The 18,722-nt window shown below is 64.8% G+C and carries 20 protein-coding genes and 2 tRNA genes; 7 read left to right on the top strand and 15 right to left on the bottom strand.

Going from position 1 to position 18,722, the window contains the following annotated elements:
* Window positions 1–39 precede the first annotated feature (39 nt).
* Window positions 40–1,011 carry a diguanylate cyclase domain-containing protein gene (locus tag AC3QL2_RS08195; RefSeq protein ID WP_493234697.1) on the top strand — a complete coding sequence of 324 codons (972 nt, stop codon included), beginning with the start codon at window positions 40–42 and terminating at the stop codon, window positions 1,009–1,011.
* An 18-nt stretch (window positions 1,012–1,029) separates the two neighbouring features.
* On the opposite strand, the gene AC3QL2_RS08190 is transcribed toward AC3QL2_RS08195, so the two are convergent.
* Window positions 1,030–1,344 carry a hypothetical protein gene (locus tag AC3QL2_RS08190; RefSeq protein WP_493234698.1) on the bottom strand — a complete coding sequence of 105 codons (315 nt, stop codon included), beginning with the start codon at window positions 1,342–1,344 and terminating at the stop codon, window positions 1,030–1,032.
* 111 nt (window positions 1,345–1,455) lie between these two features.
* On the opposite strand from AC3QL2_RS08190, the gene AC3QL2_RS08185 reads away from it, so the two are divergent.
* Together AC3QL2_RS08185 and AC3QL2_RS08180 are read left to right on the top strand one after the other, a co-directional pair.
* Window positions 1,456–2,718 (top strand): AmpG family muropeptide MFS transporter, encoded by a 1,263-nt coding sequence (locus tag AC3QL2_RS08185; RefSeq protein ID WP_493234699.1) that lies wholly within the window; start codon window positions 1,456–1,458, stop codon window positions 2,716–2,718.
* A gap of 16 nt (window positions 2,719–2,734) precedes the next feature.
* Complete coding sequence (locus AC3QL2_RS08180; protein WP_493234701.1) at window positions 2,735–3,442, top strand: uracil-DNA glycosylase family protein; 708 nt, start codon at window positions 2,735–2,737, stop codon at window positions 3,440–3,442.
* A gap of 83 nt (window positions 3,443–3,525) precedes the next feature.
* Here AC3QL2_RS08180 and AC3QL2_RS08175 read toward each other — a convergent pair whose 3' ends face one another.
* Window positions 3,526–5,070 (bottom strand): helicase HerA-like C-terminal domain-containing protein, encoded by a 1,545-nt coding sequence (locus AC3QL2_RS08175; protein ID WP_493234703.1) that lies wholly within the window; start codon window positions 5,068–5,070, stop codon window positions 3,526–3,528.
* A 160-nt stretch (window positions 5,071–5,230) separates the two neighbouring features.
* Between AC3QL2_RS08175 and AC3QL2_RS08170 the strand changes: the two genes are divergently transcribed.
* Both AC3QL2_RS08170 and AC3QL2_RS08165 read left to right on the top strand, forming a co-directional pair.
* Window positions 5,231–6,769, top strand: coding sequence for an extracellular catalytic domain type 2 short-chain-length polyhydroxyalkanoate depolymerase (locus AC3QL2_RS08170; protein ID WP_493234705.1), 1,539 nt, complete (start codon window positions 5,231–5,233; stop codon window positions 6,767–6,769).
* 77 nt (window positions 6,770–6,846) lie between these two features.
* Window positions 6,847–7,578 (top strand): YebC/PmpR family DNA-binding transcriptional regulator, encoded by a 732-nt coding sequence (locus AC3QL2_RS08165; RefSeq protein ID WP_493234706.1) that lies wholly within the window; start codon window positions 6,847–6,849, stop codon window positions 7,576–7,578.
* Between the two features lie 113 nt (window positions 7,579–7,691).
* Here the strand turns inward: AC3QL2_RS08165 and AC3QL2_RS08160 are convergent, their stop codons facing one another.
* A complete protein-coding gene (locus AC3QL2_RS08160; protein WP_493234708.1) occupies window positions 7,692–8,606 on the bottom strand; it encodes a PEP-CTERM sorting domain-containing protein in 915 nt (304 codons plus the stop codon).
* A 265-nt stretch (window positions 8,607–8,871) separates the two neighbouring features.
* Between AC3QL2_RS08160 and AC3QL2_RS08155 the strand changes: the two genes are divergently transcribed.
* The gene (locus AC3QL2_RS08155; RefSeq protein WP_493234710.1) at window positions 8,872–9,648 is read left to right on the top strand and encodes a ferredoxin--NADP reductase; all 777 of its coding nucleotides are present in this window, start codon (window positions 8,872–8,874) and stop codon (window positions 9,646–9,648) included.
* A gap of 84 nt (window positions 9,649–9,732) precedes the next feature.
* On the top strand, window positions 9,733–10,167 hold the full coding sequence (locus tag AC3QL2_RS08150) for a hypothetical protein (RefSeq protein WP_493234711.1): 435 nt from the start codon (window positions 9,733–9,735) through the stop codon (window positions 10,165–10,167).
* Window positions 10,168–10,246: 79 nt separating this feature from the next.
* On the opposite strand, the gene infA is transcribed toward AC3QL2_RS08150, so the two are convergent.
* The 12 genes from infA to ybgC form a co-directional block, all read right to left on the bottom strand.
* Window positions 10,247–10,510 carry a translation initiation factor IF-1 gene (gene infA / locus AC3QL2_RS08145; protein WP_079435438.1) on the bottom strand — a complete coding sequence of 88 codons (264 nt, stop codon included), beginning with the start codon at window positions 10,508–10,510 and terminating at the stop codon, window positions 10,247–10,249.
* A gap of 840 nt (window positions 10,511–11,350) precedes the next feature.
* Window positions 11,351–11,426: transfer RNA gene (locus tag AC3QL2_RS08140), tRNA-Lys, on the bottom strand.
* 43 nt (window positions 11,427–11,469) lie between these two features.
* Window positions 11,470–11,545, bottom strand: a tRNA-Lys gene (locus AC3QL2_RS08135).
* 127 nt (window positions 11,546–11,672) lie between these two features.
* A complete protein-coding gene (queC, locus tag AC3QL2_RS08130; protein ID WP_493234713.1) occupies window positions 11,673–12,374 on the bottom strand; it encodes a 7-cyano-7-deazaguanine synthase QueC in 702 nt (233 codons plus the stop codon).
* A gap of 73 nt (window positions 12,375–12,447) precedes the next feature.
* Window positions 12,448–13,107, bottom strand: coding sequence for a 7-carboxy-7-deazaguanine synthase QueE (queE, locus tag AC3QL2_RS08125; protein ID WP_493234715.1), 660 nt, complete (start codon window positions 13,105–13,107; stop codon window positions 12,448–12,450).
* 61 nt (window positions 13,108–13,168) lie between these two features.
* Entirely contained in the window at window positions 13,169–13,915 is a 747-nt protein-coding gene (gene ybgF / locus AC3QL2_RS08120; protein ID WP_493234717.1) for a tol-pal system protein YbgF, read from the bottom strand.
* Window positions 13,915–14,472 (bottom strand): peptidoglycan-associated lipoprotein Pal, encoded by a 558-nt coding sequence (gene pal / locus AC3QL2_RS08115; RefSeq protein ID WP_493234718.1) that lies wholly within the window; start codon window positions 14,470–14,472, stop codon window positions 13,915–13,917. Before pal ends, ybgF begins: the two co-directional genes overlap by 1 nt.
* A gap of 46 nt (window positions 14,473–14,518) precedes the next feature.
* A complete protein-coding gene (gene tolB / locus AC3QL2_RS08110) occupies window positions 14,519–15,805 on the bottom strand; it encodes a Tol-Pal system beta propeller repeat protein TolB (protein ID WP_493234719.1) in 1,287 nt (428 codons plus the stop codon).
* Between the two features lie 16 nt (window positions 15,806–15,821).
* Window positions 15,822–16,877: a cell envelope integrity protein TolA gene (gene tolA, locus AC3QL2_RS08105; RefSeq protein ID WP_493234720.1), complete on the bottom strand. Its 1,056-nt coding sequence runs from the start codon at window positions 16,875–16,877 to the stop codon at window positions 15,822–15,824.
* Window positions 16,874–17,281 (bottom strand): protein TolR, encoded by a 408-nt coding sequence (gene tolR, locus AC3QL2_RS08100; RefSeq protein ID WP_493234721.1) that lies wholly within the window; start codon window positions 17,279–17,281, stop codon window positions 16,874–16,876. Before tolR ends, tolA begins: the two co-directional genes overlap by 4 nt.
* A 15-nt stretch (window positions 17,282–17,296) precedes the next feature.
* Complete coding sequence (tolQ, locus tag AC3QL2_RS08095) at window positions 17,297–17,971, bottom strand: protein TolQ (protein WP_481119819.1); 675 nt, start codon at window positions 17,969–17,971, stop codon at window positions 17,297–17,299.
* Window positions 17,958–18,416, bottom strand: coding sequence for a tol-pal system-associated acyl-CoA thioesterase (gene ybgC / locus AC3QL2_RS08090; RefSeq protein WP_493234722.1), 459 nt, complete (start codon window positions 18,414–18,416; stop codon window positions 17,958–17,960). Before ybgC ends, tolQ begins: the two co-directional genes overlap by 14 nt.
* Between the last annotated feature and the right edge of the window lie 306 nt (window positions 18,417–18,722).

Genomic DNA, 18,722 nt, shown 5'->3' with positions numbered 1-18,722 from the left:
ACTATTACTTTCGATATAAAGAAATCGAGAGAGTGCACGATGCGGATTCTGCTGGTGGATGATTCGCGCGCGGTGTCTGCCGTGATGGCTGCCCGCCTGACCCTTCTTGGTCACGAGGTGACGCAGGCCGAGAACGGCGAGCAGGGGGTCGAGCGTTTCTGTTGCTGTCCGCCGGACCTGGTGCTGATGGATGTGGAAATGCCGGTGATGAACGGCTTCGTGGCGGCCGAACGGATCCGTGCGCTGGAAGCCAAGCAGGACTGGGCGTGGACGCCGATCATCTTCCTCACCGCTTCCGATACCCCGGAGAACCTGGTCACGGCCATCGAGGCCGGCGGCGATGATTTCATCGCCAAGACGGTGCCCGAGGCGGTGCTGCAGGCCAAGATGAAGGCCATGGCGCGCATTGCCGGCCTGCGCAAGCAGCTCTTTGAGGCCAACCACAAGCTGGAGGCCCTGGCTCACCAGGACGGCCTGACCGGCATCTACAACCGCCGCTACATGGATCTGCGCCTCGACCACCAGTGGGACGAGGCCCAGCTGTGCGGCTCGCCCTTCGGCCTGCTGCTGATCGACGTGGACAACTTCAAGCGCTACAACGACCACTACGGCCACCAGGCCGGTGACGATTGCTTGCGGGCGATTGCTGCTGCGATGGCGGGCGTCGTCGAGCGCACCATCGCCAGTGAACTGAGCCGGGATGCGTTCGTCGCCCGCTACGGTGGGGAAGAGTTTGCGGTGCTGCTGCCCCGGTGCTCCGAGACGGATTACTTGCATGTCGCCGAGCAGCTGCTCGAGTCCGTGCGCCAACTAGCGATTCCCCATGCGCTCAATGCGGACTGGGGCATCGTGACGCTGTCGGTGGGCGGGGCCTACGTGGAGCGCGCGGAAGGCCGCCTGGCCTTGCTGTTCCGCAACGCCGATGCCAATCTCTACCAGGCCAAGCGGGATGGGCGCAATCGCGCCGAGGTGTGTGCCGCCGCCGAAGCCGTCGTAGCGACGGGCAACTAGGACGCTCGAGCGGGCGCTTCAGCCGACCACGAAGGCCGGTACGTCTACACGTACGGCTGGCCGGTCGAGGGCCATGCCGACGCAGGCCGCGAAGCGCCGCGCCCAGTCGCCCCCCTGGGCAAAGCGCGCCTCCCCGGCATACTTGGCAACGTTGAGGATCACGTCGAGGATCAGCACCTTGCCCATCGGGTTGCTGGGCGTACATTCCAGCGCCTCGAACTCCGCCATCAGCCAGGCCCGCGCGGCTTCGCCTGTGAGCCCGGCCGTCTCGTCGGCGTGCACGGTGAATTCGTATTCCCGGTCGGTCCGCAAAACGACGCTGACCTGATGCATGCTGCCTCCTGTTGTTCTTCTGTCTTGCATGGGTGCATTTTTCGGCGCCGCATCAACGGAAGCAAGTAACCGATTGTTATCATTCACGGTCCGTTCCAAGCCGTGCCTCCCATGACCGAATCCCCCTGGCGTGCCCTTGCCAACCGCCGCATGCTGATTTGCGTGCTGACCGGCTTTTCTTCCGGGCTGCCGCTGTACCTGCTGCTCAACCTCATCCCGGCCTGGCTGAAGACCGAGGGGCTGTCGCTGAAGGCCATCGGCGCCTTTGCGCTGATCCAGTTTCCCTACACCTGGAAGTTCGTCTGGTCGCCTTTCCTCGACCGCTACGCGCTGCCGCTGCTCGGCCGCCGGCGGGGCTGGATGGCGGCGACCCAGGTGCTGCTGCTGGCGGCCATCGCCTGGCTGGGCAGCATGTCGCCGACGGCCAACCTCGGCATGGTGATCGGGCTGACGGCGCTGATCGCCTTCCTGTCGGCCACCCAGGACATCGTGCTCGACGCCTACCGGCGCGAGCTGCTGCCGGAGATCGAGCTGGGCATCGGCAACGCGATCCATGTCAATGCCTACAAGCTGGCCGGCCTGGTGCCGGGTTCGCTGTCGCTGGTGCTGGCGGATCATCTGCCGTGGGCCGAGGTGTTCCTGGTGACGGCGCTGTTCATGGCGCCGGGCCTGGCGATGACGTTGCTGGTGAAGGAGCCGGCGGCGGCGAGTAGGGCGCCGCGCACGCTGCGCGACGCGGTGGTGGAGCCGTTCCGGGAGTTCTTTGGCCGCCACGGCGTGAGGTCCGCGCTGGTGGTGCTGGCCTTCATCTTCCTCTACAAGCTTGGCGATTCCCTGTGTACCGCGCTGGCGACGCCCTTCTACCTGGACATGGGCTTCTCGAAGACAGAGATCGGCCTGGTGGCGAAGAACGCCGGCCTGTGGCCGAGCGTGATCGGTGGCCTGCTGGGTGGGCTGTGGATGGTCAAGTTGGGCATCAACCGCGCCCTGTGGGTGTTCGGCTTCGTCCAGTGGCTGGCGATCTACGGTTTCGCGTGGCTGGCCTGGCTCGGCCCGGCCGAGGCCGACGCCGGCCGTCTGGGCGTGCTGGCGGTGGTCATCGGCCTGGAGGCGCTGGCGGTCGGGCTCGGCACGACGGCCTTCGTCGCCTATATGGCGCGCACCACCCATCCGGCCTACACGGCGACCCAACTGGCGCTGTTCACCAGCCTGATGGCGGTGCCGCGCACCTTCATCAACGCGTCCGCCGGCTGGCTGGTGGAAAGCCTGGGCTGGTTCGATTTCTTCATGCTGTGCGGCGTGCTGGCGGTGCCCGGCATGCTGCTGTTGTTCAAGGTCGCGCCGTGGCGCGAAGCGCAGGTCGCGACCGCCTGATCTTCTTGTTCCTGATATGACGCCTCTCGAATCCGCTGCCCGCACCCTGTGCGACATCCTCGACCCGATGCGCTTTGCGGCGCCCGTGTCCCACGTCTATAACCCGCTCAGCTACGCGTGGGCGCCCAATGCGGTGTACCTGCAGCGTTTCGGCCAGGGCCGCAAGAAGGTGGTCTTCGTCGGTATGAACCCCGGTCCGTTCGGCATGGTGCAGACCGGCGTGCCCTTCGGCGAGATCGCGGCGGTGCGCGACTGGATGGGCATCGAGGCGGAGGTCGTGAAACCGGCCGAAGAAAACCCCAAGCGCCCCATCGAGGGCTTCGGCTGTGCCCGTTCGGAGGTCAGCGGGCGGCGCCTGTGGGGCTTGTTCGCTGAGCGCTTTGGCACCGCAGAAGCCTTCTTTGCCGAGCATTTCGTCGCCAACTACTGCCCGTTGGCCTTCTTCGATGGCGGCCGCAATGTCACGCCGGACAAGCTGCCGGCGGCCGAGCAGGGGCCACTGCTGGCGGCCTGCGACGCGCATCTGCGCCAGGTGGTGGAGGCTTTGCAGCCGGAGTGGGTGATCGGGGTCGGCGCGTGGGCCGAACAGCGCGCCCGTGAGGCGCTGGCCGGCCTGCCGCTGCAGTTCGGCCGGGTGCTGCACCCCAGCCCGGCCAGCCCGGCAGCCAACCGGGGCTGGAGCGAGGCGGCGACCAAGCAGCTGGAGGCGCTGGGCATCTGGTAAGGCCCGGGCACCGCTGTGTGCGGCGGCGTTGCCGTTTGTGACTGGCGTGGGGCACTGACGGCGCCCACGCCTGCGCGGACTGCTTAGCGCCGGCGGCCGCTGTTGCCGCCGAGGATGGAGCCCAGCACGCCGCGCACGATTTCCCGTCCGATCGTCGAGCCAACGGTGCGCGCGACGCTGCGGGCGGCGGTTTCCGCCAGGCCAGGGTGGCGCCCGCCACGCGGCCCGGTGCTGCCGAACAGGATGTCGCTGAGGCCGCCGAAGAGGCCGCCGCCGCTGCTTTCCTCCTGCGCAGGCGCCGGTGCGCCGCGGGTTGCTGTGCCGTTTGCCGCCGGGGCGCCATTGGTGCCAGCGGCCGCGCCGGTCAGTTTCTCGAAGGCCGACTCCCTGTCCACCATCTGTTCGTAGTGCCCGTAGATCACCGAGCTTTCGATAGCGCTCTTGCGTTCGGCCGCCGTCAGCGGGCCGAGGCGCGACTCGGGGGCGACGATGAAGCCGCGCTCGACGATGGCCGGGCGGCCCTTTTCGTCGAGGAAGGAGATCAGCGCCTCGCCGACGCCCAGTTCCATGATGGCGGTCGCCGCGTCGAATTCCGGGTTGGCGCGCATGGTTTCGGCGGCGGTCTTGACGGCCTTCTGGTCCTTCGGCGTGAAGGCCCGCAGCGCGTGCTGGACCCGGTTGCCGAGCTGGCCGAGCACGGACTCGGGCACGTCCAGCGGGTTCTGGGTGACGAAATAGACGCCGACGCCCTTCGAGCGGATCAGGCGCACCACCTGCTCGATCTTCTCCAGCAGGGCCTTGGGGGCCTCGTTGAAGAGCAGGTGGGCTTCGTCGAAGAAGAACACCAGCTTGGGTTTGTCCACGTCGCCCACTTCCGGCAGTTGCTCGAACAGTTCGGCGAGCAGCCACAGCAGGAAGGTGGAGTACAGCTTGGGCGAGTTGTAGAGCTTGTCGGCGGCGAGGACGTTGATCACGCCGCGGCCGTCGGCGTCGGTCTGGATCAGGTCGGCGATGTCGAGCATCGGCTCGCCGAAGAACTTGTCGCCGCCCTGGGTCTCGATCGTCAGCAGGCCGCGCTGGATGGCGCCGATGGAAGCCGCCGAGATGTTGCCGTACTGGGTGGTGAAGTCCTTGGCGTTGTCGCCGACGTACTGGATGGTGGCGCGCAGGTCCTTCAGGTCGATGATCAGCAGGCCCTGGTCGTCGGCGATCTTGAAGACCAGTTGCAGTACGCCGGTCTGCGTCTCGTTGAGGTTGAGCAGGCGCGCCAGCAGCAGCGGGCCCATGTCGGAGATGGTGGCCCGTACCGGGTGGCCGGCCTCGCCGAAGACGTCCCAGAACACCGCGGTGTTGGCACGTGGCGTGAATTCGTCGATGCCGATGGCGGCCAGGCGTTCCCGTAGCTTGGGAGAGTCGCCGCCAGCGGCCCCGATGCCCGACAGGTCGCCCTTCACGTCGGCCATGAAGACCGGCACGCCGATGCGCGCGAAGGACTCGGCCATCTTCTGCAGCGTGACCGTCTTGCCGGTGCCGGTGGCACCGGTGATCAGGCCGTGGCGGTTGGCCAGCTGGGGCAGCAGGTGGATTTCCTTGTCCTTGGTCTTGGCAATGAGCAGCGGTTCGGTCATGGGGTGCTCCAGGCAAACGGGTGAAGCCGAGAGGGTAGCGGGATTGGGGCGCTTCGGCCAGTTGGGCAAATTCGTCGAATGACAATCTTTTTGTCATTGTGCTGCGCAGCACGGGCGTCTAGTCTGAACAGATCTCACTCGTCATGATCAGGAGCTGTCCATGAATTTCGTTTTCCTGTTGTCGCGCCCGGCGGCACTTCGTCTGGTCGTCCTGCTGGGGATTGCCCCGGCCTTGCAGGCCGCAGACCTGCCCGAATTGAACATCGATCTCAAGCAGACCACGGTGTCCGGGATTTCGTCCGGGGCTTTCATGGCGGTACAGATGGGGGTTGCCCATTCCGCCGCCGTGAAAGGTGTAGCGGCGACTGCCGGGGGCCCGTACTTCTGTGCGCTGCAGGATGCGCTGGGCGGCGCCGGCGTGAGCCGGGCGATCCGGCGCTGCATGCAGGGCGATCCGGACTATGGTGTGACGCCAATTACTGCCGACACGCTGGGGCAGATGCAGGCATCGGCCCGTGCCTGGTCGGCCCGCGGGCTGATCGATCCGGTGGATGGCCTGGCGGCGCAGACCGTGTGGCTGTTCCACGGCTACAACGACGGTATCGTCAAGAAACCGGCCAACGACGCGCTGCGTGACTGGTACGGCGGTTTCACGCCGGCCGGTCAGGTCTTCTACAAGGACGATCTCAAAGCGGGCCATGCGCAGATCTCCGCCGCCTGTACCGATGCGACCAGCGGAAGCTGCAATCCCTGCGCGCAGACCGGTGGCAAGTTCATCAACGCCTGTGCCGACAAACCCGCGGACAGCGGGCTCTACGACGCCGCCGGCGCGGCGCTGCAGCTCTTCTACGGTCCGCTGCAGCGTACGGTGACGGCCCAGCTGGGCAGCAGCCTCGAGGCCTTTGAGCAGACTCCGTATGCGCGGGATCGCCAGGGGGCACCGGTGATGCCGATCCGCTTGGCACTGGGGGACACCGGCTACGTTTATGTGCCGCAGGCCTGCAAGGCCGGCGAGCCCTGTCGCTTGCACATCGCTTTTCATGGCTGCATGCAGGACGCGGGATCGATTGGCACGCAGTTCGCTCTCGGGGCCGGGTTCAACGAATGGGCGGACAAGAATCGCATCGTCGTGCTGTATCCGCAGGCGCGTGCCACGGTCGGTGCGCCGATGGCGCCGGTCAATCCGATGGGCTGCTGGGACTGGTGGGGTTACAACGATTTCCTGTACGACAGCAGCGCCGGTCGCTATGCCCAGAAAGGCGGCGCGCAGATCGCTGCAGTGTGGCGGATGGCCGAGAAGCTGGCCGCCCGTGTGGTGCCCGTGGAGGCCGTAACCCCCGCCGCCAGTGCGCCGGCGCTGCAGGTCGTGGATCGTAGTGCCAGTCAGGTGGCCTTGGTGTGGACGCCGGTGCAGGGCGCCACGGCCTACCGTGTGGCGCGTGCGACGGCGGGGGCGGCCGAGGCCGAGGTGGTGACGCTCCCCGCATCCCGAACGAGCTTCGTGGATGGCGCCCTGAGCCCGGACAGCGCCTATCGCTACCGGATCAGTGCTGAGCTTGGTGGAGGCGAGATTGCCTCGTCCGGTGCCGTCGAGGCACGAACCGGCACGCCGGCGCCCGCCTGTGATCCGTACTTCTCGTTGGCCAAGAACACGGCGGTGACGAAGTCGAAGCGGCCGACCACGCAGACCTGCCCCTGATCGATAGCGCGCGCATGGGCAGCCCGCCTGCCCGTGCGCTATACTTTAAAGCTTTCGATTTATAGGTTTAGCGCATCATGGCGGGTCATTCCAAGTGGGCCAATATCCAGCATCGCAAGGGCCGGCAGGACGAAAAGCGCGGTCGCGTCTTCTCGCGGCTGGCTAAGGAAATCACCGTCGCGGCCCGCATGGGTGGAGGCGATGCCAGTTTCAATCCGCGCCTGCGCCTGGCGGTGGACAAGGCCAAGGCGGTGAACATGCCCGCCGACAACATCGACCGGGCGGTCAAGAAGGGCACCGGCGAGCTGGAGGGCGTCACCTACGAGGAGGCCCGCTACGAAGGCTATGGCATCGGCGGCGCCGCGGTGATGGTCGATTGCCTGACCGACAACAAGACCCGTACCGTGGCCGACGTGCGCCACGCCTTCAACAAGTATGGCGGCAACATGGGCACCGACGGCTGCGTGTCCTTCCAGTTCAAGCACTGTGGTCAGCTGCTGTTCGCGCCGGGCACGTCGGAAGATGCGCTGATGGAAGCCGCGCTGGAAGCTGGCGCCGACGACGTGGCGACCAACGACGACGGCTCCATCGAAGTGCTGACCGATCCCTACCAGTTCGGCGAAGTGAAGGAGGCTCTCGAGAAGGCCGGTTTCGCCGCCGAGTTCGGTGAAGTGACGATGAAGCCCCTCAACGAGACCGAGCTGGCCGGCGACGACACCGTGCGCATGCAGAAGCTGCTCGATGCGCTGGAGTCCCTCGACGACGTGCAGGCCGTGTATACCTCGGCGGCGATGGACGAAGAGGCGTAAGGCCCGCTTTCTTCGCTGAGGCCGCCTCTCCTTGTGGAATGGCGGTCCATAAAAAAACCGGCAGCGCCCTGAGGCGGTGCCGGTTTTTTTGTGCCCTGTTACGGGGCGGGCGTTCAGACAGCTTTGCGGCGCGTGCGCAGCAGCGCGGCGGCGGACAGGCCGGCCAGAGCCAGGGTGCCCGGTTCCGGCACATTATTGGTGGGCGGCGTGGTGGTCAGCGGCGTGGCGGCCGGATCGCGGACCCACAGGCTGATGTGCGACAGGCCAGCCGGATTCTTGAGGCCATCCTTGCCGCCGGTACGCAGCGTGCCGCTTACGTCATAGGTGCCGGACCAGTTCATGACAGGATCGTCCACTTCGGGTGCGGACATGCCGAACTGTTCGGGCGTGAAGTCGTAAACCGAGAAGGCATCGCCGGCCTTGAACACCAGCGCGAACTGGTCGAAGTAGTTGCGGCCGAGGATGGTGCTGGTGCGCTGCGCCACTGTGGCGTCAGGCGTGAAGGCCCAGGTTCCCTTGCCGGCACCGGTGATGGTGGCCGTGAAGAAGGAACTCAGCACGATGTCGGTGTAGCCGCCGACGCTATTGGCGGTGAAGCCCCAATTGCCGTTCGTCTGCTCGAACTTGCCAAGCATGATCCAGCCCGGGTCATTGACCTGGCCATTCTTGTCCAGATCCTGCAGCGGGGATTGGGGGGTGATGAAGGCGCCACCCGGGAAGAGCGTGCTGCCGCTCTGGTTCTGCAGGCCGCCGTTGAGGACGCCGTCACCTGCGTAACCGAGGTTGGTCGTGGGGTAGAAGGCGTCGTTGCCGGAGAAGGCGCCGGCACAGTTGGCCGCGCCCACGCTGCCGGAGTAGATGGTTTGCAGCGTGGCACTGCCCGAAGTGTCGGAATACTGGCTGACGCTGGTGATCTTGACGTCGCTATCCTTGCAGGACATCAGGGCTGCGGCGCTGGCATGGGCGGAAACCGACAGAAGCCCGCCGGCGAGGAGAAGCTTGCTTGCTGCAGAGAGAGTCTTGTTCATGAGCGTGGAGGCCTGTGGTCGGTCTTCGCGTCAGCGAGATTGTTTGTAAAAAGGCTAATACTGCCTAGCAGAATGACTGCTTTATACGCATGGATTGCCTTTTCGTCCGTGACGAAAGTCGGCCTTCTGCCCGTTTTGCGCTGCAGGAAACACTTTGCGAAAGATTTTTCACGTTTGACTGGGGAGTCGGAGGCACGGACGGTGTGGCCATGGGTGTCCCGCGATAGAATTCGACGCTTGTCCCTTCGTTCTTTTTTGCGACACCATGGCCGCTTACATCACCGAAAAAGTCCTGTCCGTTCATCACTGGAACGACACCCTGTTTTCCTTCACCACGACGCGCGATCGGGCGATCCGTTTCGAGAATGGTCAGTTCGTGATGATCGGCCTGGAGGTGGACGGTCGTCCGCTGACCCGCGCGTACTCGATCGCCAGCGCCAACTATGAGGAAACCCTGGAGTTCTTCAGCATCAAGGTGCCCAATGGCCCTCTGACGTCTCGTCTGCAGCACCTGAAGCCGGGGGATGATCTGCTGGTGTCGCGCAAGCCCACCGGCACCCTGGTGCTGCACGATCTGCTGCCGGGCAAGCATCTGTACCTGTTTTCCACGGGCACCGGGCTGGCGCCGTTCATGAGCGTGATCCGCGATCTGGATGTGTATGACCGCTTCGAGAAGGTCATCCTGATCCACGGCGTGCGCACCGTCAGTGAGGTTGCCTACGAGCACTACATCACCAACGAATTGCCGCACCACGAGTTCCTCGGCGAGGCCGTGCGGGACAAGCTCATCTACTACCCGACCGTGACGCGGGAGCCTTTCCGTAACCAGGGGCGGCTGACCGACCTGATCGAAAGCGGCAAGATCTTCGAGGACATCGGTCTGCCGCCGCTGGATCCGGCCGTGGATCGGGTCATGATCTGCGGCAGCGCTGCAATGCTGAAGGATTCTCGCGATCTGCTCGACAAGCGGGGTTTCAAGATGTCGAAGCGGATCGGCGAGCCTGGTGACTACGTGATCGAGCACGCCTTCGTGGAGAAGTAAGGCGCAGGCACCGAGCTTCGGAGAATTTGTCGAAAAGGGGCTGGTCCAAGCGGCATCGCCTTTGTCCACGCAGAGGAGGGTGTCATGCCGAAGCAAGCCTTGCTGTTGTCTTCGTTGCTTGTGGCCGTTATCTGTCAGGCCGACGTGTCGGTCAATGTCGGAGATGTTCTGGATGGTGGCGCAAGCGTCTTGTCCAAATCGGACGTCGAGTCGCAACTGATCGGCTCCTGGATCACTTTTACCGGTAACTCGGGAGCCGAATTCAACCTGAATCCGATGCCTGAAGGAAATGTCCGCGGCCAGGTTCGTGGCTTCAAGGCGACGGCACCTGGTCGAGGCAGCTGGAAACTGGGGGATGACGGGAAATTGTGCATCGATTTCCATTTTGCCTTTGGTTCGCTGGTAGGCGACTACAACCGCTGCCAATTCTGGCTGACGAACGGGAAGCAGTACTGGGCTGCAGGTTCCGCGACAGACAGGGCAGCGCCGGTCCTGGTGATCAGCAGCGTCAAGAAATAGCCTGTTGATCGTTTTCCGGCAGGTACAAAAGAGAAGGCCCCTGCAATCCGGCAGGGGCCTTCTCTTTTTGAATCAGTGCTCAGTAGCGGCGGGCCGGCGGCGGTGCCATGTTGCCGGTCTTGGGCGGCAGGTGGCGGAAGGTGATGCGACCCTTGCTCAGATCGTAGGGGGACATTTCGAGGGTGACTTCGTCACCGGCGATGATGCGGATGTGGTTCTTTTTCAGTTTGCCGCCCGCGTAGGCGATCAGGTTGTGCTCATTATCGAGGGTGACGCGATAACGCCCGTCGGGGAGAACTTCGGTAACCTTGCCGTGCATTTCGATAAGTTCTTCTTTGGCCATGTACATGCTCCATATGGTGGCCGTGCGGCATCCCGGGACGGGGCGCGTCGGCTGTGGCCCGCCACCGCCTTGGTGGGCCAGATTGTGCCAGGGCCTGGAAGGGCGGTGGCTATCGAATGTCGGCGCGGAGATTGGCGGGCCGGCGAATAGGGTGCCTGCGCGTAGCGTTGCAGGCGAAGATGAAGAGTGCGTTGCAGTCAGTCCACTCCATCGGCAAACATGACGCCGGATCGGCAGGGAACTGGCGGAGCCTAAAAACATTGGGCCACCGCTCTGGGTGGCCCAAGTCTTTGAAATTCTGGATGGTCGTCGAACGACCAGAACGCTCGACCCATGAATCAAGAGCCCGCTGACTTAGGTAATGAGCGGGAAGGGCAACTCACCGAATCTTCAAAACCTCCCAATATGATAGTCCCGAGGGAAGGCGCATGGCAAGTTTTTGTCCTCTCTTCCAGTTGCAGAGAGAAAAATAAGTCATTGTTATGTTTTGTTTTTCTGTCTTTATCTGGCGGGTGGTCGTGCTGCCTGGCGTGTTCTGGAGCGCGGTTGCCGAGGGGCGGCACAAAAAGAAAACCCGAGAGGCGCTGGCCGCTCGGGTTGAAATCCACACCAATGGAGGAGGGGTGGAGGAGACGCTTGAATCATAGCCAATAGTGTTGTGCAGTGCAACATTTTTCTATTGAGCGTGGTGCGATGTTTCTTCTGGGGCTTTGTGCGGTGGGGCTGCTGAAGCCGATGACACGTCGCGTATAGAAGAGCGGGGTTGGGGGGGCGCGGGCTTGGTCCTGTGGACGGAAAAGCAAAAGGCCAACCCCGAAGGATTGGCCTTTTGTCTGAATCTGGTGGGTTGTGAGTGGCTCGAACACTCGACCTACGGATTAAGAGTCCGCTGCTCTACCAACTGAGCTAACAACCCAATCTTGCTTCGGAGCCGGTGATTTTCATGCTCCCACCTTCTCTGGTGGGTCGGGCGAGATTCGAACTCGCGACCAACGGATTAAAAGTCCGCTGCTCTACCGACTGAGCTACCGACCCCGGAAGAGATGCGCATTATAGCGCCGAACTCAGCCTTGTCAACCGGTTTGTGACTGTGGGTCTTGCTGGGGCGTGTCCTGCGAGTGTAATGGGCGTGAGAGGCAGGGAGTGGGGGCTTGTGTGCCTGCTACGCCCGCCCGAAGGCTTGGCGGTAGGGGGTCGGATCGGCTAGACCGGCGGCCTCGAAGCCCGCCCGGCGCAGCCGGCAGGCGTCGCACAAGCCACAGGCGCGACCGTCATCGTCAGCCTGGTAGCAGGACACCGTGAGACCGTAATCGACGCCCAGCGCGGTGCCGCGCTGCACGATGTCGGCCTTGGAAAGGTCGATCAGCGGCGCGTGGATGTGCAACCGTTGGCCTTCGACGCCAGCCTTGGTGGCCAGATTGGCCATTTTTTCGAAGGCCTCAATGAAGGCCGGCCGGCAGTCCGGGTAGCCGGAGTAGTCGACGGCGTTTACTCCCACGTAGATGTCCTGCGCGCCGAGGACTTCTGCCCAGGCCATGGCGATGGACAGCATGATGGTGTTGCGGGCAGGCACGTAGGTGATCGGGATGCCGCCATCGACGCCGTCGGTGGGCACCGCGAGGGCCGGGTCGGTGAGGGCGGAGCCGCCGAACTGGCCGAGGTCCACGTGGGCGACCCGGTGGGCGACGGCGCCCAGTGCCTTGGCGACGCGCTGGGCGGCGGCCAGTTCTGCGGCGTGGCGCTGGCCGTATTCGACGGATAGCGCGTAGGCGTCGAATCCTTCAGCATTGGCAATGGCGAGGCAGGTGGCGGAATCGAGGCCGCCGGACAACAGTACGACGGCGCGAGGACGTGGGGTGTTCATGGAGTCTCCGGGCAAGTCGGAAAATGGTAACGCCGACCGGTGGTCGGCGGGGCAAAACCGTGACGGTGGCGGCTCAGCGGCCCGGTTCGTTGCCCCAGATGATCTTGTGCAGTTGCACCTGCATGCGAACCGGCAGGCGGTCGCGCAGGATCCAGGCGGCGAGGTCGGCCGGTTTCAGCAGGCCCTGTACCGGGGCGAGAAGGACCGGGCAGCGTTCGGTCAGGCCGTATTCGGCGATCCGGGCCTTGGCCCATTCGTAGTCGGCTTCGCCGGCCAGCACCAGCTTGAGTTCGTCGTGGAGGGTCAGCAGCGGAATGTTGCTGAGCAGGTTGCGTTCCGATTCGCCGGAGCCGGGGGCCTTGAGGTCGACGATGCGCGACACGCGCCGGTCGACGCCGCTGATGTCGAGGGCGCCGCTGGTCTCCAGCGAAACGGAGTAGCCCGCGTTGCACAGGGCGCCGAGCAGGTTCAGGCAGGCTTTTTGGGCGAGCGGCTCGCCGCCGGTCACGCAGACCGTCTGACAACCGTAGCTGGCGATTTCGGCGAGGACGTCGTCGAGCGTGCGGGTGGTGCCGCCGGTGAACGAGTATTCGGTGTCGCACCAGCTGCAGCGCAGCGGGCAGCCGGTGAGGCGGACGAAAACTGTGGGCAGTCCGCTCCGAGAGGTTTCCCCCTGCAGCGAATGGAAGATCTCGGTGATACGCAGCGTGAGGGGGCGGCCGGATGAAGACATGGTGCTGGAAAAAATAATGCCGCCCCGCACGATGCGGGGTGGTGGGTTGCTTCTGGTGGAATTACTTCTTGAGGCGCTGGCGGGCAATCTGTGCTGCCGAGCTGCTGGGGTACTTGGCGAGCAAGCGTTCCAGGCTCTTGGTGGCGCCCTTGGCGTCATTGAGCGCCTGCTGGGCGTTGGCCAGGCCAAGCAGGGCGTCGGGCGCGCGGGTGTCGTCCGGCCACTGGTTGGCGACCTTGGCATAGTGCTCGGCGGCACCGGCATTGTCCTTGGCCTGGTACTGCGCGCTGGCGGCCCAGAAATGGGCGTTCGGCTGGAAGCTGCTGTTCGGGTAGTTCTTGATGAAGGCGTTGAAGCCTCCGGCGGCGTCCTTGTACTTGCCGCCACGCAGCAGGTTCAGCGCAGCTTCGTAGTCGCGGGTTTCCGCTGCGGGGTCGACGGCTGCAGCCGGCTGCGGCGTGGCCTGCTGGGCCCCGTCGGTGGCGCCCGGTGTTGTTTCGAGCTTGCGCAGGCGGTTGTCGAGGTCGACGTAGAAGTCCTTTTGGCGCTTGTTGGCGTTGGCCAGATCATTGGTCAGCACTTCGTTCTCGCCGCGCAGGCGGGCGATCTCGGTCTTCAGTTGCTCGATCTGGTTGGCGAAGTCGAGCTGGGCCCGGTTGTTCGCGTCTTCGAGCTTGGTGATGCGGGTGTTGAAGTCGTCGCGCATCTTGATGATGCGCGCCCGCGCTTCGTCATCGTCGAACAGGCCGGCATGGGCGTGGGCGCTGAACAGCCCGACCAGCAGTAGCGGCAGGAGACGGCGGACCATCAGAATTCACCCGAGTAGAGCATGTCGCCACGGCGGTTGGCGGCCCAGCAGGATTCGGTGGCTTCACCGCAGCTGGGCTTTTCCTCGCCGAGGCTGACCGATTCGAGCTGGGCTTCGGACACGCCGAGTAGCGTCAGCGCCTTTTTCACCGCGTCGGAGCGCTTCTGGCCGAGGGCCAAGTTGTATTCGCGGCTGCCTCGTTCGTCGGTGTTGCCCTGGATCAGCATTTTCATCTTCGGGTTGGCGAGCAGGAACTTGGCGTGGGCCTCGATCAGCGCCTGGTATTCGCTCTTGATCACGTAGCTGTCGTAGTCGAACAGCACGCTGCGCTTGGACAGGATGCTCTTCGGATCCTTCAGCGCGGCGATGCCGGTGCCGCTGGCGCTGCCCGCATCCACCGGCACGACGCGGCTGTTGTCGATGCCGGCAGTGGATGCGCCGCTGGAGCGCTCCTCGACGGCCGCCCCGGCCTGGTCGGCGTCGGTCTTGGGGGCGGACGAGCAGGCGGCCAGCAGGCCGACGGCGATCAGGGACAGCGTGAGGCGGGCGAACTTCATGGTGGGCTCCGTGGGCAGTCGGGCGGGTTAGGGGGCGTTGGTGTTGTCAGTTGCGCGGCTGCGGACCCCAGGCGGGTTCGCGCACGTCGCCGGATTGTACCGACAGTCGTTGTTTCACACGACCGTCCGCAGATACCGCCGCCAGTACGCCGCGGCCGCCGGTTTCGGTGGCGTAGAGGATCATGCGGCCGTTGGGGGCGAAGCTCGGCGATTCGTCCTTGGAGGTGTCGGTGAGAATCTGGGTCTGGCGGGAGGCCAGGTCGAGCATGGTGATCTGGAAGCGCCCGCCGTTGCGGGACACGTACACCAGGCTCTTGCCGTCCGGCGACGGACGCGGGCTGACGTTGTAGCTACCCTCGAAGGTGACGCGCTCGGCAGTGCCGCCGCCGGCCGACACGCGGTAGATCTGCGGGCTGCCGCCACGGTCGGAGGTGAAGTAGATCATGCCGTCGATGGACCAGGACGGTTCGGTGTCGATGCCGGCCGACGAGGCCAGGCGCTGCACGCCGGAACCGTCGGCGTTCACGCTGTAGAGCTGGGACTGGCCGTCCTTGGTCAGCACCACGGCCAGGCGGCGGCCGTCCGGCGCCCAGGCGGGGGCCGAGTTGGAGCCCTTGAAGTTGGCCGCCACGTTGCGCTGACCGGTGGCCAGGGAATGCACGTAAACCACCGGTTTCTTGGACTCGAAGGACACGTAGGCCAGACGGGTGCCGTCCGGCGACCAGGCCGGGGAGATGATCGGCTCTTTCGAGGCGAGGGCGGTCTGGGCATTGCTGCCGTCGGCATCGGCGATCTGCAGCTCGTAACGCGGGCCGACCTTCAGCACGTAGGCGATGCGGGTGGAGAACACGCCGGGTTCGCCGGTCAGCTTCTCGTAGATGAAGTCGGCGATGCGGTGGCCGGTGGCCCGGTACTGGTTGGGGGCCATCGTCATGGCCTGGCCGCCGAGGCTGGCCTGCTTCTGGCTGTCGTGGAGCTGGACCTGAACCTGGTAGCGGCCGCCGCCGCCCGGGCTGACGGTGCCAACAGCAACCGCGTCGGCACCGCGGGAGCGGATGTTGCCGTAATCTACCGGAGCATTGGCGCCCATCGGGGACGGGCCGAGTTCGACCATCTTGAACAGGCCGCTGCGCTCCAGGTCGGCACGGACGACGTCGGTGACGGCGCGGGGCAGCGCATTTTCGCCTTCGAAGGCGGCAACGGCTACCGGCATGCGGTTGGCGCCGGCGCCGGTGATCTCGATGGCCAGTTGCGCCTGGGCTGCGGTGGAGGCCAGGACCAGCGCGCAGCCCGGGACGGCGCTGCGCAGGACGGTCAGGATGCGTTCATTCATGGGCATGGCTCGTGGGTTAGTCGCGGAGCGGATAGAACTTCAGTTCCAGCGTACGGTTGAACAGTTCGGGCTTGTCCGGCTTGGGCAGCGGGCTGGACTTCTGGATGGCCCGCTCGATGGCGCCGTCGAGTTGCGCATTGCCGGTCGAGCGCTTCAGGCGTACCTCGATCACCGAGCCGTCGGGCAACTGATCAACGGCGAAAACAGCGAGTGGGTCACCGCTGACGCCCGGCGGCAGCACGATATTGCCCTTCACCTTGGCGCGGATCTTCTCGATGTAGGCCTCGATGGCCTTGCTGCGCGCCGCGCTGGCTTTGGCTCCGGCAACCCGCGCAAGTTCCTCCTGGAGCTGCTTGCTCTGGTTGGCGTTTTCGCTGTCGCGGGCCATCAGCTCGCGCATGCGGCGGTCTTCCAGCTCGCGGCTGTGGTCGGCTTCCGCCTTCGAGTTCTTGTCAGTCTTGGTGTTCTTGTCCACCGGCTTGGCCGTTTTGTCCGTCCTGGATGGCTCAGGCTTGGCTTCGGGCTTCGGCTTGGGTTCCGGCTCGGGTTTCTTGGGCTCGGGCTTTTTCGGCTCCGGCTCGGGTTTCTTGGGCTCGGGCTTTTTCGGCTCCGGCTCGGGTTTCTTCTTCGGCTCCGGCTTGGGTTCGGGTTTCGGCTCGGGCTTCTTTTTGGGCTCGGGTTTGGGTTCCGGCTTGGGCTCAGGCTTCGGTTCGGGCTTCGGTTGCGGCTTTTTGTGCTCCGGCGTCTTGATAGCGATATCCGGCTGCTTGCGCGGAGGCGGCTCGTGGGCCGGCTCCGGCGCAGGTTTGACCACCGCTCGCGGCGGAGGCGGGGTGGGGCGGGGCCGTGGCGCCTCTTCTTCCACAGGGGGCGGAGGTGGTGGCGGCGGCGGTGCGGGCGAAGCGGCCGCCGGCAGCGGCGCGCCGACCAGGTCCACTTCGACGGTTTCTGGCAGGCGGTTCTGCCAGCGGACCCCATAGAACAGGAACAGGCCGAGAGCGATATGGACCGCGGCGGCCAGCAGCAGCGACGCCCATTTGCCCCGTTCGTTGGCGGGTGGGGCAGGATTCATTGCTTGCCGACCTGGGTTTGCAGGCCGACCTTGCTGACGCCCGCGTTACGCAGGTCGTTGAGGGTGTTCATCACCTGCTCGTACTTGACGCTTTTGTCCGCGGCGATGACCACCGGCTGGTCGGGTTTGGCGGATATGGCGGACTGCACTTCGGCGATCAGGTCCTGGCGGCTGAAGCTCTTCTCCGGTGCATTGCCGGAGGTGCGCAGGCTCAGTTCGCCATCCGGCTTGACCTGGACGATCATCGCATCGGTGGGTGGAGCGGGGACCTTGTCCACGCTGGGCAGGTTCACCGAGCCGGACTGGATCATCGGTGCGGTGACCATGAAGATGACGAGCAGCACCAGCATCACGTCGATGTAGGGCACGACGTTGATCTGGTTCATCAGGCGGCGTTGACGCATGGCGGGGGGCTCCGGTCAGCGTAGTTGGCGCTGGAGGATGTTCAGGAATTCCTCGGTGAAGCTCTCGAAACGGATCGCGATGCGGTCGATATCGTGGGCGAAGCGGTTGTAGGCCACGACGGCTGGGATTGCCGCGAAGAGGCCGATGGCCGTGGCGACGAGGGCCTCGGCGATGCCCGGCGCCACGTGGGCGAGGGTGGCGGAGCCCACGTTGGAGAGGCCGCGGAAGGCGTTCATGATCCCCCACACGGTGCCGAACAGGCCGACGTAGGGCGACACCGAGCCGACCGAGGCGAGGAAGGCCAGGTGGGCTTCGAGGTCATCCACCTCGCGCTGGTAGGTGGCGCGCATGGCCCGGCGGGCGCCGTCCATGATCGCCCCGTGGTCGAGGTTCTTGCCGCGCAGCTTGGCGAATTCCCGGTAGCCGGCCTCGAAGATGCGCTCCATGCCGGCCGCTTCGTGGCGGCTGGTGGCTGCGCTCTGGTACAGCGCGTTGAGGTCGCCGCCGCTCCAGAAATCGCGTTCGAAGACGTCGGTCTTCTTCTTGGCGTTACCGATCTGGAACCACTTGCGAAAGATCCAGTACCAGGACATGAAGGACACGGTGCCGAGGATTGCCATGACGAGCTTGACGAGCAGGCTGGCGTTGGCGATCAGGGACAGGATGGAAAGGTCTTCAGTGACGTTCATCGGTTTCAACCAGGGTGGCGAACAGGGCGCGTACGGCGGGGGGAATCGGGGTGGGGCGTTTGGTGCTGCCGCGGATGCAGGCGATCGTGATGTTTGCCGCGAAAATCAGTGTGCCTCCGCAGCGGATCTGCTGGGCGAAGTTCAAACTGGCATGGCCGAGCTTGCTGATGGTTGTATTCACGTCGAGCAGGTCGTCGAGGGCTGCGGCGCGCAGGTAGTCGGCCTGTACGGCGCGCACCACAAATAGGATATCCTGCTCGGCGGACAAGCGGTTTTGCTCGAAACCCGCCGCCCGCAGGACTTCCGTGCGGGCGCGCTCGCAGAACTTGAGGTAATTGGCGTAATAGACGACGCCGCCGGCGTCGGTGTCTTCGTAGTACACCCGGACCGGCAGCGAAAAGAGCCTCTTGCCCTCAACCGGCGCGGGGGGGGTCGATGCGTGCATCGCAGCATTTTACCTTAGGGAAGGGCTGCCACGCAGCGGCTGTGGCGAATCAGTGTTTCAGAATGTAGGCGGAGACTTGCCGGTGATCGGCGGGGCGCCGTTGTAATTGCAGTGATCCTGTGCATAGAATCGCGCTCTTGATAAAACTGGTGCGTTTCGTGCATTGGTTAATGCGCAGCGTTTCTGCGCGTGATGGGCGGATCGTGGCAAATGGGCCGCGTATCTTGCGAGAGTCGCGAAAAGGGCCCACATTCGGGATTGCCTTGGGCGCCCGGGTCCGACAGTCGATTCATGGGAGGAATGAGA

The organism is Zoogloea sp. GW822-FHT05C07 (assembly GCF_058800215.1).
This window is presented reverse-complemented; position numbering and strand designations above follow the sequence as displayed.